Raw genomic sequence first — 15,820 nt, 5'->3', positions numbered from 1 at the left:
CGCGGGCTGCCTTTCTTGTTACCCCCTCAATACAAAAAGTGCTGCTCGCACACTGTGCGGCAGCACCCAAAAGCCAGTAAACCAGTAGCCCTTTGGCTACTAACAAACAAACATTCTTGACGCTCCAAAGGGAAAAGTGCAGCCCGTGTAGCAGGTGATCTTGCCCCACACTGCTCTCCTTACCATTCTAAAGATGACGGATACGGGCTACACCTGTATAATCCCTTTCGAAGTTGGCTCTCCCACCGCAGGCGCAGCATTCTGCACCCATATTCCGGTGTTTTAGTATTTTGATGTAGTTTCGTTTTTCAATGACATCTAACTAATACCAACAACCGTGCCAAAAATGAAAAACCACCTTTTCCTCCTGTTTGCTTTTGTGCTGCTTTGGAGCTGTAATGGCTCTGAAACCAAGGCGCCACCCTACGCTGCACAAAAAATCGCCCTGGCAAATGAAGCCGCGGTGGTATCTCCCCACCCCTTGACCACGCAAGTCGGCATAGACATTCTCAAAAAAGGTGGAAACGCAGTCGATGCAGCCATTGCCGTGCAATTTGCCATGGCTGTTGCCTATCCGCGGGCAGGGAACTTAGGCGGAGGTGGCTTTATGGTACTCCGGCAGCCTGATGGCAACACCGCTGCGCTCGATTACCGGGAGCGCGCCCCTTTGGCTGCTCAGCGGGATATGTATCTTGACAGCACCGGGCAGGTGATCGAAGGGCTTAGCCGCAATGATGCGCTGGCTGCGGGCATTCCGGGTACGGTAGCGGGTATGGAAGCGGCCTTTAAAAAGTATAGCACGCTGCAAGACTGGGAGGCGCTGCTGGAACCCGCCATCCGTCTGGCAGAGGAAGGCTACCCCATCTCCCCTGCCGAAGCGGAACGCCTCAATAGTTTCCAGGAAGCCTTCCGCACCTATAACGAAGGGCCCAACCCCTTCATCCGCGACACCTTTGAAGCCTGGTACCTCCTCCGGCAACCAGTGCTGGCCCGCACCCTGCGCAGAATTCAACAACTGGGCGCCCGGGGGTTCTATGAAGGCCCGGTAGCAGAAGCCATGGTACAGGAATCCCGGTCCCGCAACGGTATCTTCTCCCTGGAGGACCTGGAGCGCTATGAACCTGCCTGGCGCACACCAACCCGCGCCAATTACCGGGGCTATACCGTCATTAGCATGCCTCCTGCTTCGAGCGGTGGGGTGGCGCTTTCGCAAATGCTAAACATGGTGGAACCCTTCAATTTACACGAAAAGCCCTTCCATAGCGCTGAAGCCGTCCACCTGATGGTAGAAGCAGAGCGCCGCGCCTTTGCCGACCGGGCAGCCCACCTGGGCGATACCGACTTCTACGATGTGCCTGTGGACTCCCTTATGAGCCGGGCTTATCTCGACCGGCAGATGGCTAACTTCGACCCTGCACAGGCTACGCCAAGCGACAATATCATTGCAGGAGACTTCCAGCTGCTTAAAGAGAGTTTTGAAACCACCCATACCTCAGTGGTAGATGCAGAAGGCCGGGCGGTATCCATCACCACTACGCTCAATTCCAACTTTGGCTCCAAGGTGTGGGTACGAGGCGGCGGCTTCTTTCTCAACAATGAGATGGATGACTTCAGTGCCAAACCCGGCGTGCCCAATCAATTTGGGCTAGTGGGCGCAGAAGCCAATGCCATTGCCCCCAAAAAGCGGATGCTCAGCTCCATGACCCCCACTATTGTGGAGCGGGACAGGCAATTGTATATGGTCCTGGGCGCGCCGGGCGGCTCCACCATCATTACAGCTGTATTTCAAGTCATCACGAATGTTACTGACTTTGGAATGTCTTTAGAGGAGTCGGTCAATGCCGGCCGTTTCCACCACCAATGGCTGCCTGATGAAATCCTGGTGGAGCGTGGTGCCCTGCCCGACAGCACTATGGCACAGCTCAAAGCCATGGGGCATACCTTCCGGGAAATTGAGCGCATGGCAGTGATCAAGGCTATCCTTAGAGACAAGGATGGTACGCTCCATGCAGTAGGCGATTTCCGTAACCCCGATGATGATGCAAAGGGGTATTGAGCAAAGTGTTGAGGATTCAAAAATAATGCCCGGGCTCCGGAATTTAACCGGAGCCCGGGCATTGTACGTTTCGAATTGAGGCCAATTACAGTTTCCCCGGGAAATGCCCCGGGTTCACCTCGTGCATCATTTTATAAACCTGCTCAAAGACATCCTCCGGACTGGGCTTGGTATAGTAATCGCCATTAGAGCCATAAGGAGGGCGGTGGGCACGCGCGGTAAGCGTCACCGGATCGGAATCAAGGTAGCGATAGCCGCCCTGCACTTCCAGCACCTCCCGCATCATAAATGCCGTAGCGCCACCGGGCACATCCTCATCCATAAAAATAATGCGGTTGGTCTTTTTCAGGGATTCCAGGATGATATGCTCGAGGTCGAAGGGAAGTAGGGTCTGCGCATCTATTAATTCCACAGAGATGCCCTGTTCTTCCAACAACTGCACCCCTGCCTGCGCTACGCGAACGCAGGAGCCGTAAGTCACCAGCGTCACATCTTTGCCCTTACGCAACACTTCCGGCACACCCAACGGAATGGTGTACTCACCGAGATTGTCCGGCACGCGCTCTTTTAGACGGTAACCGTTGAGGCACTCTACGACCAGAGCCGGGTCATCAGATTGCAGGATGGTGTTGTAGAAGCCGGCCGCCTGTACCATATCACGGGGCACAATGACATAAATCCCACGCAGGGCGTTCAAAATCATACCCATAGGCGAACCAGCATGCCAGATCCCCTCCAGCCGGTGCCCGCGTGTACGGATGATAGCCGGTGCTTTTTGCTGGCCATTGCTGCGCCAGCGTAGCGTTGCCAGGTCATCCGTTAGTGGCTGCAGCCCGTAAATCAGGTAATCGAGGTACTGAATCTCTGCGATGGGGCGGAGGCCACGCATCGCCATGCCAACCGCCTGCCCCATGATGGTCCACTCCCGGATACCGGTATCGAAGACCCGGCCTTTGCCATATTTCTGCTGCATGCCTGCGAAGCCCTGATTCACATCGCCAATATCGCCGACATCTTCACCGAAAGCACAAAGCTCCGGGTACTGCGCCAGTTTTTTGTCAAAGAAAGCATTAAGGACTTCATAGCCGTTTTTGACTTCAGAGTCTTCTGAGAAAGCTTTATGCACCACCGGTACATTCAGGGCAGCCTGAGGCGAGTCACTGTACAGGTGGGCATGGTAATGCTTATGGGCGAGCTGATAGGATTGTTCAATCCAGTTGCGAAGCCCAGCTTCCGCCTCCAGCCCGGCACCCATAATCTGGTAGAGCATCCGTCGGGCAACTTGCGTGACCTCTCCGTCTACAGGGTGCATGAGCCGTTCAAGCTCCTGCTTCAGCTCGTCGCAGGGGCCATTATCCTCAGGGATTTGCCCGAAGACCGATTTCAGGTCTTTGATACGTTTTTTGGTCGGTGCATTTACCGCTTTCCATGCTTTATCACGACTCTCCTTAGCATAAGCTTTGGCATCCTTACGGATTTTCTTCGCTTCCTCTTCGGTGAAGATGCCTTCTTTGACCATCCATCGCTCCATTAGCAGGATGGGGTCGTGGTCTTTTTCCCACTGCAGGCGCTCTTTTGATTTGTAGCGTTCGTGAGAACCGGAAGTGGAGTGCCCCTGCGGCTGAGTAACTTCTGTAATGTGGAACAGGGCCGGGCGGTGGGTCTCTCTCATTTTGGCGATACCTTTCATGTAGGTTTCCACCAACTCCGGATAGTTGCCGGCTTTGACCACGTAGATGTCCATACCGGTATCTTCGCCTTCAGTTTGGAACCCCTGAAGTGCTTTGGAAATACTCCCTTTAGCAGTCTGGTACTCTATAGGAACAGAAATACCGTAGCCATCATCCCAAACGGATATCGCAAGCGGCACCTGTTGAACGGCAGCAGCGTTGACCGTTTCCCAGAAAACGCCCTCAGAAGTTGAAGCGTCACCGATAGTCACAAAGCTGATTTCCTTACCATCCTGAGAGAAGTCTCCCCCGCTTAGCATCTCTGCATTTACCCGATAATGTTTGGAAGCCAGGGCGAGCCCCAGGGCACGGGCCATCTGCCCTGCCGTGCTGGAGATATCTGCACTAACGTTAAAGTGATTAAGCAAGTCGAGCCATTCGCCTTCATCATCAATGGTAGGGGTACCGAAATGGCCGTTCATCTGACGGCCACCAGAGAAAGGGTCGTTTTCAGGATCGGCATAGAGCTGGGCGAAGAAGTCTTCCACCGTTGCCAGGCCAAGAGCGAACATAAAGGTCTGATCACGGTAATAACCGCTGCGCCAGTCGCCTTTGCGGAACGCTTTGGCCATGGCCACCTGAGGCACCTCTTTGCCATCGCCGGTAATGCCGAACTTGGCTTTTCCGGTCAGCACCTCCTTGCGGGCTAACAAGCTGGCTTCCCGGCTGATACAGCAAATTTCAAAATCTTTGATAATTGATGCTCTGGATGGCCCGTCTTCTGAGTTAGCAGATTCACGGGTGAAAGAATGGTCTAGCATACTTTTATCAGTTATACTGGTTATAATTTGGTTTATTTTGCGCTTTTGCAAAATTTAATTTCAAAGGGCTTGGTTTGAGCTATGCTAATATACAAAAAATTTGGCACAACCACTACCCAAAAAGACAAAGAAAGCCGGTAATTGTTCGCAACTTAAGCGGCCCCGTCCCTGTTTGTTAAAAGGTGGATTAACAACTCATTAACCATAATGTAAGCGGCTCAGCTTTTATATTGACAGCATTAACTGTATTTTTGGGTCGCATCCAATTTATTTGTGATCTATCAAAAAAAAAAAGAATAACGTGATGAAGAAAGTATTTTCCGTATTAGCGCTGCTGGCCCTGGTAGCTACTGTAGGATTTAGTCAGAGTGATGCTGCAGCGACTCCGGTTGCTGCCGAAGAAGCTACAGAAGGCCCTCAGATGTCTTTTGAAACTGAAACTGTAGACTACGGCACGATTGAGCAGGGATCTGACCCTTACCGTGTATTTAAGTTTACCAACACGGGCACAGAGCCTCTGATCATCACGCATGCCAAAGGCAGCTGTGGCTGTACAGTGCCTACATATCCAAAAGAGCCTATCGCACCAGGCGAAACGAATGAGATCAAGGTCCGCTACGATACTAACCGCCTCGGTAAGTTCACCAAGCGCGTAACCCTGACTACCAACGCCGGTGAAGAGAAGCAGATGCTGACCATTAAGGGCGAAGTGGTGAAGAAGCCGGAAGAACCTGCTGGCTTACCTGCCAATGAAGGCAATATGTTCAACAATCAGTAATCGTTCTTTTCGTTACTGTCTACTAAAAAGCCCCGGACTGAAAATCAGTCCGGGGCTTTTCTTTTGGGATGGCAGGTGGAACTTGCGCCTGCATGTTAACTCAAACCTTTTTGCCCTGATCGGGTTATTTCTGATGCAACCCTTGAACAGGGGGACAAAAAAAACCCTTACTTGCAATGAAGTAAGGGCCTCTAACCCAAACAAATAAACACAAAAACTACTTCTTAAGTGTGTGTCACAAACATAGGATGAATTCTAATAATAGCCAAATTAATATATTTGGTTTTGTGACATCCTACATACGCTTTACGATATGCAATATACAAAAGAAACAGGAATAAATCGTATTTTTTCGTGACGAATTTGCATCGTATTGAGAAGCATTTATAGTGTCACACTTTTTTTCATTTAACTCATTGAGCAGTTAAGACATAAGGACAAGACAATAATCGGCAACTTTGTGACATAAAAAACCAGACATGCTTTTACTACTTTCACCAGCTAAGACCCTTGATTACAGTGAGTCTTCAACAGAACTGCACGATCAGCCCCGGCTTCTCAGTGACAGCAAACCTCTGATTGATCTCCTAAAGGATAAATCAGAATCCGAGCTCATGGACCTCATGAAAATCAGCGAAGACCTGGCTACTGTTAACCGGGAGCGCTATCAGGACTTTGAGACACCCTTTGACCTGAATAATGCCAAGCAGTCTGTTTTGGCTTTCAAGGGCGATGTATACGTTGGGCTGGGCGCAGAGGATTTCTCCGAAGAAGACCTCAAATTCGCTCAGACACAAATCCGTATCCTCTCCGGGCTTTACGGAGTGCTACGCCCACTGGACCTGATGCAGCCCTACCGGCTTGAAATGGGCACTAAGCTCCAAAACGAACGCGGCAAAAACCTTTATGAATACTGGGGCGACCGCATTACCGAACTGCTCAACGCTGACCTGAACGCCAACGGGCAGGACAAAAGCGTCATCAACCTCGCTTCCAAAGAGTATTTCTCTGCTGTGAAGCCCAAAGACCTCGCGGGAAAGCTTTATCAGGTTGACTTCAAGGAACACCGGGACGGGAAATATAAAATCATCGCCTTTTACGCCAAGAAGGCGCGTGGTATGATGGCGCGCTACGCCGTCAAAAACCGCATCACCGCACCTGAGGGCCTCAAAGCGTTCGATATGGACGGCTATAGTTTTAATGCGCGATTGTCCAAAGATCAGCACTTTGTGTTTACCCGTGAAAGCTAATCGTTATCGGTCAGCTTAAGATAATCCCGTACTGTAGTCAAAAAATACGACCGTTCATCCCCATCCTCAAAAAGCGGGGCGAAGGTAGAGTCTGCAGCAGCTGCGTACCAAACCTCGCCCCGCTTAAGGCTTTCGTAGAGGCGCAGTCCCAGTTCATATTGTTGTACTGGCGTGGGCGGTTGCAGTTGCAGGACTTCTAAAGACCAGCTGGTATCCTGCGATATCGTCAAAGGCGACAGAAAGCCCGCCTCCCAGGCGTTGGTTTGCAGGAAAAGGTATGCTTCATCCTCCAGCCAGTTGTTAGCGATAACCGGATAGATGGCTGGACGTTTTGTGACGGGTTCAAATTTACTGAGCCGGTACAGCTCAATGCGGCTCCTGGGCTGTTCATCTACGGTATACTGTGTGCTCCTCATATTTTTGAAATACAGCAGGGAGGGCGGTGTGGTGCGAAACCGGCGGTCTCCTGTACCCTTTTGACGCTCAGTGGAATCGGGGCTACAGGCCAGACAAATGAAAAAAAGACCAATGACAGCCCAGGAAGTTTTCATATCTTTCTTTTTTAAATTGCCCTAACTAACAACATGCGACAGATAAGGTTTTTCTTTGCCCTGCTGCTGACCACCGGCCTGACGATACTGGCCAGCCTGCACCAGCCCCTGGGGTCTCCCCTGCCCGCAACAGGCCAATTCCTGAGCCCTTTTACCGGGTTTTGGCAAAATGCTGAGCGAGCCGATAAATTTCCGGACGAAAACCTCGTATTCCCACAGCTTTCCGCTCAAAGTGAGGCCCTGTTCGATGAGCGGGGTGTGCCCCACATCTTCGCGCAAAGCAACGATGATGCTGCTTTCATACAGGGCTACATCCATGCCCGCGACCGGCTCTGGCAGATGGATATTTCGGTACGGGCTACCATCGGGCGCCTGTCTGAAGTGATGGGCGAGCGTACCCTGGAGCGCGATCGTTTACAGCGGCGCAAAGGGCTGCTGTGGGGGGCTGAGAATGCGCTGAAAAAGTGGATGTCCTCTCCGGAGGAAGCTGCCATCATCAACGCTTACTGCGAGGGAGCCAATGCGTATATCAATAGTCTTAGCCCGGCAGACTATCCCATCGAATTCAAGTTGCTGGGTTATGCGCCGGAGCCATGGACGCCACTGCACATCGCCGCTTTTTACAAATCCATGTCAGAAGCCCTTTGCAGCCGGCACGAGGACATTCCTGCTACCAATGCGCGATTACTGCTTGGCGACAGCCTTTTCCAGGTGCTTTACCCTGAGCATAACCCGAAGCAATCCCCCATTATTCCGGATGTTGTTCAGTGGGGTTTCAATCCGTTACCCCTGGCATCTTCCGCAACCGGCGACAGCATGCTGAGCAGCGGTGCAACCCGAACGCCCTTCGAGCTCCCCTCGCCATTTATTGGCAGCAACAACTGGGCGGTGAGCGCCGAAAAAACAGCCAACGGAGCCCCCATCCTATGCAATGACCCCCATCTGCAGCTCCGCCTGCCCGCTGTGTGGTATGAAGTACAAATGCAAACGCCGGAATACAATGCCTATGGAGTATCCTTCCCGGGTGTACCTGGCATCATAATCGGATTTAATAAGAATATGGCTTGGGGTGTCACCAATGTAGGGCACGATGTGCTCGACTGGTACCGGATCGACTGGGCGAACCCCGAGAAAACAGCCTACCGGATTGATGGGGAGGAAAAGCCTGTGCGGGAAGTCGTGGAAGTCATTCAGGTCAAAGGGCGCGATGAACCCCTGCGGGATACCGTCCGCTACACCGTCTGGGGGCCGGTCACCTACGATGACCCGGAACATCCCAATCATGATATGGCGATGCGCTGGCTGGCCCACGATGAGCCGGCAGAAAAGCCTTTTTACGCCCTCGGTGTTTTCACGCGCCTGATGGGCGGGCAGGGGCTGTCAGACTATCAAACGGCCCTGCGTGGGTGGGAAAGCCCAGCCCAAAACTTTGTCTTCGCCAGCAAAGCCAATGATATTGCGATTACCGTAAATGGAAAACTGCCCCTGAAAGAAGACCAACAGGGGCGTTTCGTACAGGACGGCAGCCGCTCGGCTTCAGGCTGGAAAGGCTTTATCCCCCACGAGCACCTGCCACGGGTAGTCAACCCCGAGCGGGGCTTTGTCTCCTCCGCCAACCAACGGTCAACCGCACCTGATTATCCATACTACTACAACGGTGGCTTTGACGATTACCGGGGCCGCTACATCAACCGTCGCCTGGCGGAGATGGAAAATATTACCGTGGAGGATATGAAAGCCCTCCAACTGGACAGCCGCAGCCTGAAACCGGAGGATGCACTGCCGGTACTGCTGCAATTACTCGACAGCACGGCTTCCGAATTACGAGCGCACGAACGGGTCAAAACGTTGAGAAACTGGGACTATAATTTTACGAAGGATGGGGAAGCACCCAGCCTGTTTGAGGACTGGTTTGAAGCCGCTTACGCACAGACTTTTGACGAATTCATCGTTTGGGAGGACTCTCTGGAAGTCCTTAAGCCTGAAGACTGGCGGTTCATTGAGCTGCTGGCCACCCAACCCGGCCATGCCATTTTTGACCATCAGTCTACTCCGGAGGTGGAAACCGCCGAGGAGGTCGTCCTAATGGCACTGAAAAAAGCACTGGAACAGCCACCGGTCTCCTGGGCAGAGCATAAGTCAACTGACATCGGGCACATGGCCATGATCCCTGCTTTTTCCAGATTAGACCTGGACGTAGGAGGCTATGGAGATGCGCCTAATGCCATTAAACCCGACCACGGCCCTTCCTGGCGTATGGTAGTAGAGTTGGGGGAGCAGCCCAATGCGTGGGGCGTATTCCCCGGCGGCCCTTCCGGCAATCCAGGCAGTGCCTTTTATGATCCTATGGTGACGCCCTGGGTGGAAGGGCAGTACAACCGCCTGCACCTGCTGGACGGCCCTGATGACCCCGCTGTTAAGCCCCTTTACCGACTCACCTTCAAAACTGCTGAATAACTATGCAAAAGACATTATCTGCAACCATAGCCATCCTGGTGGGTGGTGCTGTAGGCCAGGCGCTGCTGGCCTGGTGGAGCCTGCCGGTGCTGGCGGCTCTTATTGCCCTCATTTTCCGCCTGAGCCCCCGTCCTGCCCTGTTTGGCGGTTTTCTGGGCGGGCTACTGCTGTGGGGAGGCTATGCTGCGGTCCTTAATGCCCAGAACGATGGTATTTTAAGTGCAAGAATTGGTGAGCTTTTTGGTGGCCTTGGCGGGCCATTGCTGGTACTCATTACCGGGCTCTTTGGCGCTATATTCGCTGCCCTTGGCGCCTGGACCGGCAGCCTGGCCAGAGGAGATTCAGGCTCTTAAATGCCGTACTTTTCGACCGGCTTATTTCGCACAAAGAACGTTGCAAACCTTAATTCTGTCGAATAACCTTGACCGGTGGCGTTCATATCGTTATCTTGAATATCGAAATGCTAAAACAGCGTAATGGAAAACAGCAGTTACGAACAGGCCCGCAAAAGGGTTAAGGAAAAAAAGAAGTTCTACGAGCACTTAGGCTCTTTTCTCATTGTTAATATTTTCCTGTTTTTGTTGAACATCTTCACTTCACCAAGCCACTTTTGGTTTATCTATCCACTCCTGGGATGGGGTGTGGGGCTAATGAGCCACTACTATCAGGTATTCGGCTTTCCAGGCATGCGGGGGGAAACCGCAGAATGGGAACAGCGGGAAATGGAAAAGGAAATGCGCCGGCTCGAAGGTGGCTACCATGAAGAAGACCACCTGGAGCTTCGGGAATTGGATAAAAAACCTCAAAGAAAGTGGCGTGATGAAGACTTGGTCTAAATGACAATAATCTACATCCCGCCCGGCGTGCGCTCTGCCTCCGGCTGAGCGACGCTTTTGTAGTAGACCCTTGACCCGGGAGCTACGCTACGGGTAATCCATACATTACCACCAATCACACTGTCGTGGCCAATGATGGTCTCCCCTCCTAAAATCGTAGCGCCGGAGTAAATCACAACGTTATCCTCTATTGTGGGGTGGCGCTTGGTTTTCGCATATTCTTTGCGGACACTCAATGCGCCCAGTGTTACGCCCTGATAAATTTTCACGTTGTTGCCAATTTCCACCGTCTCTCCGATAACGATACCTGTGCCGTGGTCAATGCAGAACCGCTCGCCAACGGTAGCACCGGGATGTATATCAATCCCTGTTACCCCATGCACATGCTCGGTAAGAATCCGTGGTATTAAAGGAACCCCCAGCCGGTGAAAAGTATTCGCTAACCGGAATACCGCAATGGCACGGAAGCCCGGGTAAGTCCGGATCACCTCCGTACGGCTGACCGCAGCCGGGTCCCCCGCCATGATCGCATCCGCATCCATTTGGAGGAGCTCATAATTTCGGGGAAGCTCGTCCAGAAAAGCAGCTTCCAGGTCCTCTGCCCCGGCAGGCAACAAGTCCTCAATCTTCTCAAGCAAGGTGAAGAGCTCCAGCTTCAGTTGCTGATAATGCTGGCCGACCTCCCTTTCGCTGCGGTAGCGCCGGTTGGAAAGTTCTGGAAACATAACGCTAAGCAACCCATCCAGCCAACTGCACACCTCGCTGGGCGAAGGGATTTTGCGGGAATCGCGATGGGCGTGGAACAATTGCTGAATAAACTGCTGCTCTTTCATGATGATTTATTCATAAGGGCTTCCAGAAAAATAAAATACACAACTGGTTTTGTTCTAACGTTGCACAAAACCAACCATAGGGCGGGTTTTGTGTAATGTTGGGGCAAAAGCTTTTTGAAAGTTGTGTATTTTTATTCTTGCCCCACTACTAATGTCTAATCATAAAAGTTGAACACCGGAAAAGTTTTACGAAGGCTTGCGTATTTCTGCCCATGCTGCTTTGGTACGGTCGTGTATCTTGGTTTTGACAAACTGCTCCAGGGCGGGGAAGTCGTCTTTGCCAAATGTTTTCTGGATTTGCCCTTCGCTGAGATAGCTTGCCCGGTCGCACACCTGCCTTACTGTAGCCATAATGTGGGAGCTGAGCAGCAGGCAAAGGCCGTTGCGCCTCAACTCTTCCAAGATTTCATACAGAATTTCCGTACTCTCGAGGTCCAGCCCGCTGAAAGGCTCATCCAGCAGCAATACCTGGCAGCCCCCCGCTAAAATCCCCAGTAAAGCCAGCTTTTTGCGCATCCCGGTGGAGTAGGTCTCCGTTAAGTCCCGTAGTGGCAGCTGAAAAAGCCCGTTCCACTTATCGATTGAGAAGCCCGGGCTGCGATGGCTGCACAATTCAAGGTATTCCTGCCCGGTCTGATAGGGATAGAAGTAAGGCTCAGCGGGCAGGTAGCCAATCCCGGCAGGCGATAAAGGCGCTCCCTCCCAGCTGACTTCCCCGGTAAAAGAAGGGCCTAAACGGCATAATGCTTTAAAAAAGGTGGTTTTCCCGGCTCCGTTGACCCCCAATATACCGTGTACTTCGCCGGCCGCGGTTTCCAGGCTTATATTGTTCAGGATAAGCGTATGGCCGTATCCGGCAGTGAGGTTACTGATGTTAAGCATCGTATGCCATTTTGAAATGATGCCGCGCTCTTTTCACAAACCGCAGCAAGTAAAAACCCACTACCGGCAACAGCAGAGGAAAGAACAGGCTAAAATAAGCCAGGGTGACTGGCAGGCTTTGCATGACCCGTTGGCGGCCTGGGTGCCAGGTGGCGTATTTATAAGCAATGGAGAAAGCAAGTATCAGCACAATAAAGCCTAAACCAATTAATGCCAGGTACCAGTATTGCGGATGAAAAGCCAGGTGCAAAGCCAGGCCCGGCCCAAAAACCACCAACTGCAGCGCAAAATGCCGAAGCCCGTGCCGCCATAGGCCTCCTCCATTCACGATGACTGCTATCGTTACCTCCCGGGGTTCCTGATATTCAAATACCGATGGGATAAAGCTGGCCCAAAGCAACAACACGATCGGCAATACCGCCATACCGTAGGGTGCTGTCAGGCTTAGCAACCAAAGCAGAGCAAACAGGACACCGTAACGCCTCAGCGCGCTCCGCCACTCAAAAAGTGCAACGGGCAACCAGCTTACGTTCAACTTTGGATTGAATGCCGCCCGGAAAGCCCGAACGGGCAGGAAGCCACAAGCAAGACTACACAAAACCGCGGCCAGCCACATCAGCCAACTCCCTATGTAAATCAGAAAAGGCAATACCACCACAGTACTCACCATAGCATATTCGAGCCCCAGGACCCAGCCCACCGGAAACCCGGCTCGCTCCAGGAAAAATTGGTCTTTACGCCTGTAGTGCCAGCTTATGGACAAGAGCAACGCAATGAACGGGATACTCCACCCGGGTGCCCCATCCATTGCTTCAATCCCCTGCAACGCAAAGACCAGCAGCAGCGGCAGGGCAATCACGCCAGGCCAGCCCGCGGAATACAGAATGCGCCTGAGTTGCCGTACCCGAAAGCGAAAATAAACCCTGAAACTGTTAATGGACAAAATCATGCGCTCGTTGATAACCTTGCTCAAGTTAGCCAAATCAGGTCATTTACCCAGCACCATTCTGCCAACACCTCCTGATTGCAGACGAAACGCCAGTCGGTTCCCGTAATCCTGAACATTCTGCATCCGTTCCTGTATTTTAGCAGCAGTGCTTCTATTGATGCCCACAGGCCATGATTAGACACCTGAATACCAATAAGTAAGGTTGAACCTGCTTCAAAAAAAACAAAACCATGATCAAAACCCAGGGCCTGACCCGCCGCTTTGGTGACTTTACTGCCGTCCGGGAGGTTTCCTTTGAGTTGCAAGAGGGCCAAACCCTTGCCCTCATCGGCCCAAGTGGCTGCGGCAAAACCACCACCCTTAAAATGCTCAACCGCCTCATCACACCAAGTGCCGGCAAAGTTTGGGTAAACGGGCAGGACATCAGCCAGCAGCCGGTAGTGCAGTTGCGGCGTCAAATGGGTTATGTCATTCAGGATATGGGACTGTTCCCGCACTACACCGTGGCAGAGAACATAGCCGTAGTGCCCAGGTTGCTGGGCTGGGAGGCCGGCAAAATCAAAGCCCGGACCGGTGCCTTGCTGGAACAACTGGGGCTGGATACCGGCGCTTTTGCCCAAAAATACCCGAACGAGCTCAGCGGCGGGCAGCAGCAGCGGGTTGGTATTGCAAGAGCCCTGGCTGCCAATCCCCCTATCGTGCTGATGGACGAGCCCTTTGGTGCCCTCGACCCGCTGACCCGGCAGCAAATCCGGCGTGACTTTATGGAGCTGGAGGAGCTGCGCTCCAAGACCACCATTATGGTAACCCACGATATTGAAGAAGCCTTTGAAATGGGCAGCCTCGTGTGCCTGCTCAACCGGGGCGAAGTGCAGCAACTCGCCCCACCGGAAACCCTGTTGCAGTCTCCCGCCAATGAGTTTGTGGCCGACTTTGTGGCGGAAAAAGCCGCACAGCTCGAGTTGCGGTCGGCGAAACTACGGGATATCTTCAGCGAACTGCCCGAAGCGCCGCCATTGCCAGGGAATGCACTGCCCCTATCCCCCACCCTGCCGCTCCTGAGAGCCATCTACCGACTTGCCAAAGTACGGGGCGAACATCCGCTTGGCTCGACCACCTACCAGGGGCAGCAACGCTATTTCACGCTTTCCTTACTTATCGAAGCCTTTAAAAACAACCTTCAGTCATGGGCGAACTAATTACCTTCTTCAGCGATAATCAGGAAAAAGTGATGGAGCAGGTCCTTGAGCACATCGGGCTTACCTTTATCTCACTTTTGCTGGCCGCTGTTATTGCGATCCCCGCCGGCATATTTATCACGCGGCGCCCCAGGCTATCCGGAGGAGTGCTGGCCTTTACAGGGATACTACAGACCATTCCAAGCATTGCGTTGCTCGGTTTTCTGATCCCGATTCTGGGCATTGGGCTCAAGCCCGCCATCTTTGCTTTGTTCCTCTATGCCCTGCTGCCCATCTTGCGGAATACTTACACAGGCATTAGCGAAGTGGATGCTGCCGTTAAGGAAGCGGCGCTGGGCATCGGGCTCTCAAAGGGGCAATTGCTGCGGCAGGTGGAGCTGCCCCTTGCCCTTCCGGTCATTTTTGCCGGGCTCCGAACAGCAACGGTGATCAATGTAGGGGTAGCCACCCTCGCTGCTTATATCGGTGCCGGCGGGCTTGGGGAGTTTATCTTTGGAGGCATCGCGCTCAACAACGCCACGATGATCCTCGCCGGAGCACTGCCCGCTGCCCTGCTCGCCATTATCTTTGACCAACTGCTCGCATTGCTGCAAAACACCAACGCGCGCAAGCTTTCCAAAGCAGGCAAGCCCTTGCTGCTAATCATCCCGTTGCTCTCTTCCGCCTACTTCTGGCCGCAGGCTTATGCACCGGGCTGGAGCGCCGGTTTCCCACCCGAATTCATGGGCCGCCCCGATGGCTATCAGAAGGTGGTGGACACTTACGGCGTGGATTTCACAACTACCATCCTAAACAATGCTTTAATGTATAAAGCAGTTTACGAGAGTGAAGTGGATGTTATCAGCGGCTATGCTACCGACGGGCGGGTGGAGGCTTTCCGCCTCCGGCAGTTAGAAGATGACCGCCATGCTTTTCCTCCCTATTATTGCGCTCCAATTATGCAGAAAAAGCTGGCTGAGGAAAATAAAAACCTAACGGAAGCACTTGGTTTGCTCGAAGGGCGGATTGATGATTCCGTGATGACGGTGCTGAATTACCGGGTGGACTTCGACAAAATATCGCCTGAACAGGTAGCCCGGGACTTCCTGAAAGCGGAGGGACTTTGGCGGGCAGACCAAAAGCAAGGCGGGGAAACGCTCATCATCGGTTCCAAGATCTTTACCGAGCAGTATATTCTGGTGGAGCTCTTCAGTCAACTCATCAACGGGTACACCGATTATGATGTGGACACCCGCCCGGGGCTGGGAGGCACCAAGATTTGCTTCGATGCCTTGCGCAATGGCGAGATCGACCTTTACCCGGAGTACACCGGGACCGGGCTGCAGGTACTACTCAACCCACCTCAGGACACCCTTGAGCACATCATTACACAGCCCGATGCTGTCTACCGGTATGTCAGCCGGGAATTTGAGGCCCAATATGGACTAAAGTGGCTTGCTCCGCTTGGATTTAACAACACCTATGCCCTGATGATGCGGGAGGCGCAAGCGGAGTCTATGAATATCAAATCTATATCCGACCTCATCCGCCAACAGTAA

General features: G+C 52.8%; 13 protein-coding genes. 8 read left to right on the top strand and 5 right to left on the bottom strand.

The window, feature by feature from the left end; all coding sequences use genetic code 11:
- The first annotated feature begins 346 nt into the window (after positions 1 to 346).
- Positions 347 to 2,056, top strand: coding sequence for a gamma-glutamyltransferase (gene ggt, locus ACO08I_RS26040; RefSeq protein ID WP_421947563.1), 1,710 nt, complete (start codon positions 347 to 349; stop codon positions 2,054 to 2,056).
- An 85-nt stretch (positions 2,057 to 2,141) separates the two neighbouring features.
- Here ggt and ACO08I_RS26035 read toward each other — a convergent pair whose 3' ends face one another.
- Positions 2,142 to 4,547, bottom strand: a complete 2,406-nt coding sequence (locus tag ACO08I_RS26035; RefSeq protein WP_421947562.1) for a thiamine pyrophosphate-dependent enzyme — start codon at positions 4,545 to 4,547, stop codon at positions 2,142 to 2,144.
- A gap of 304 nt (positions 4,548 to 4,851) precedes the next feature.
- On the opposite strand from ACO08I_RS26035, the gene ACO08I_RS26030 reads away from it, so the two are divergent.
- Together ACO08I_RS26030 and yaaA are read left to right on the top strand one after the other, a co-directional pair.
- Positions 4,852 to 5,325 (top strand): DUF1573 domain-containing protein, encoded by a 474-nt coding sequence (locus ACO08I_RS26030; protein ID WP_282775693.1) that lies wholly within the window; start codon positions 4,852 to 4,854, stop codon positions 5,323 to 5,325.
- A gap of 479 nt (positions 5,326 to 5,804) precedes the next feature.
- Entirely contained in the window at positions 5,805 to 6,575 is a 771-nt protein-coding gene (gene yaaA / locus ACO08I_RS26025; RefSeq protein WP_282775692.1) for a peroxide stress protein YaaA, read from the top strand.
- Here yaaA and ACO08I_RS26020 read toward each other — a convergent pair.
- The gene (locus tag ACO08I_RS26020; RefSeq protein ID WP_282775691.1) at positions 6,572 to 7,126 is read right to left on the bottom strand and encodes a hypothetical protein; all 555 of its coding nucleotides are present in this window, start codon (positions 7,124 to 7,126) and stop codon (positions 6,572 to 6,574) included. The genes yaaA and ACO08I_RS26020 overlap by 4 nt on opposite strands.
- 33 nt (positions 7,127 to 7,159) lie before the next feature.
- On the opposite strand from ACO08I_RS26020, the gene ACO08I_RS26015 reads away from it, so the two are divergent.
- The 3 genes from ACO08I_RS26015 (at position 7,160) to ACO08I_RS26005 (ending at position 10,419) form a co-directional block, all read left to right on the top strand.
- Positions 7,160 to 9,583: a penicillin acylase family protein gene (locus ACO08I_RS26015; RefSeq protein WP_421947561.1), complete on the top strand. Its 2,424-nt coding sequence runs from the start codon at positions 7,160 to 7,162 to the stop codon at positions 9,581 to 9,583.
- A 2-nt stretch (positions 9,584 to 9,585) separates the two neighbouring features.
- Entirely contained in the window at positions 9,586 to 9,936 is a 351-nt protein-coding gene (locus ACO08I_RS26010; protein ID WP_421947560.1) for a hypothetical protein, read from the top strand.
- 123 nt (positions 9,937 to 10,059) lie between these two features.
- Positions 10,060 to 10,419, top strand: coding sequence for a 2TM domain-containing protein (locus ACO08I_RS26005; protein ID WP_052516100.1), 360 nt, complete (start codon positions 10,060 to 10,062; stop codon positions 10,417 to 10,419).
- Between the two features lie 11 nt (positions 10,420 to 10,430).
- Here ACO08I_RS26005 and ACO08I_RS26000 read toward each other — a convergent pair whose 3' ends face one another.
- The 3 genes from ACO08I_RS26000 to ACO08I_RS25990 all read right to left on the bottom strand — a co-directional run bounded on the left by ACO08I_RS26000 (position 10,431) and on the right by ACO08I_RS25990 (position 13,116).
- Positions 10,431 to 11,252: a serine O-acetyltransferase gene (locus tag ACO08I_RS26000; protein WP_421947559.1), complete on the bottom strand. Its 822-nt coding sequence runs from the start codon at positions 11,250 to 11,252 to the stop codon at positions 10,431 to 10,433.
- Positions 11,253 to 11,438: 186 nt separating this feature from the next.
- Positions 11,439 to 12,134: an ATP-binding cassette domain-containing protein gene (locus ACO08I_RS25995; RefSeq protein ID WP_421947558.1), complete on the bottom strand. Its 696-nt coding sequence runs from the start codon at positions 12,132 to 12,134 to the stop codon at positions 11,439 to 11,441.
- Complete coding sequence (locus ACO08I_RS25990; RefSeq protein ID WP_421947557.1) at positions 12,127 to 13,116, bottom strand: hypothetical protein; 990 nt, start codon at positions 13,114 to 13,116, stop codon at positions 12,127 to 12,129. The genes ACO08I_RS25995 and ACO08I_RS25990 overlap by 8 nt, the downstream gene beginning before the upstream one ends.
- Before the next feature lie 197 nt (positions 13,117 to 13,313).
- Here ACO08I_RS25990 and ACO08I_RS25985 point away from each other — a divergent pair, with 197 nt between their 5' ends.
- Together ACO08I_RS25985 and ACO08I_RS25980 are read left to right on the top strand one after the other, a co-directional pair.
- A complete protein-coding gene (locus tag ACO08I_RS25985) occupies positions 13,314 to 14,282 on the top strand; it encodes an ABC transporter ATP-binding protein (RefSeq protein WP_282775685.1) in 969 nt (322 codons plus the stop codon).
- A complete protein-coding gene (locus tag ACO08I_RS25980) occupies positions 14,270 to 15,820 on the top strand; it encodes an ABC transporter permease/substrate-binding protein (RefSeq protein ID WP_282775684.1) in 1,551 nt (516 codons plus the stop codon). The genes ACO08I_RS25985 and ACO08I_RS25980 overlap by 13 nt, the downstream gene beginning before the upstream one ends.

The organism is Phaeodactylibacter xiamenensis, assembly GCF_965229835.1.
Taxonomy (GTDB): Bacteria; Bacteroidota; Bacteroidia; order Chitinophagales; family Saprospiraceae; genus Phaeodactylibacter; species Phaeodactylibacter xiamenensis.
This window is presented reverse-complemented; position numbering and strand designations above follow the sequence as displayed.

Excerpts from the sequence above, each read along its gene's own strand:
- ggt (WP_421947563.1), top strand. The coding sequence starts at position 347 with ATGAAAAACCACCTTTTCCTCCTGTTTGCTTTTGTGCTGCTTTGGAGC.
- ACO08I_RS26035 (WP_421947562.1), bottom strand. The coding sequence starts at position 4,547 with ATGCTAGACCATTCTTTCACCCGTGAATCTGCTAACTCAGAAGACGGG.
- ACO08I_RS26030 (WP_282775693.1), top strand. The coding sequence starts at position 4,852 with ATGAAGAAAGTATTTTCCGTATTAGCGCTGCTGGCCCTGGTAGCTACT.
- yaaA (WP_282775692.1), top strand. The coding sequence starts at position 5,805 with ATGCTTTTACTACTTTCACCAGCTAAGACCCTTGATTACAGTGAGTCT.
- ACO08I_RS26020 (WP_282775691.1), bottom strand. The coding sequence starts at position 7,126 with ATGAAAACTTCCTGGGCTGTCATTGGTCTTTTTTTCATTTGTCTGGCC.
- ACO08I_RS26015 (WP_421947561.1), top strand. The coding sequence starts at position 7,160 with ATGCGACAGATAAGGTTTTTCTTTGCCCTGCTGCTGACCACCGGCCTG.
- ACO08I_RS26010 (WP_421947560.1), top strand. The coding sequence starts at position 9,586 with ATGCAAAAGACATTATCTGCAACCATAGCCATCCTGGTGGGTGGTGCT.
- ACO08I_RS26005 (WP_052516100.1), top strand. The coding sequence starts at position 10,060 with ATGGAAAACAGCAGTTACGAACAGGCCCGCAAAAGGGTTAAGGAAAAA.
- ACO08I_RS26000 (WP_421947559.1), bottom strand. The coding sequence starts at position 11,252 with ATGAAAGAGCAGCAGTTTATTCAGCAATTGTTCCACGCCCATCGCGAT.
- ACO08I_RS25995 (WP_421947558.1), bottom strand. The coding sequence starts at position 12,134 with ATGCTTAACATCAGTAACCTCACTGCCGGATACGGCCATACGCTTATC.
- ACO08I_RS25985 (WP_282775685.1), top strand. The coding sequence starts at position 13,314 with ATGATCAAAACCCAGGGCCTGACCCGCCGCTTTGGTGACTTTACTGCC.
- ACO08I_RS25980 (WP_282775684.1), top strand. The coding sequence starts at position 14,270 with ATGGGCGAACTAATTACCTTCTTCAGCGATAATCAGGAAAAAGTGATG.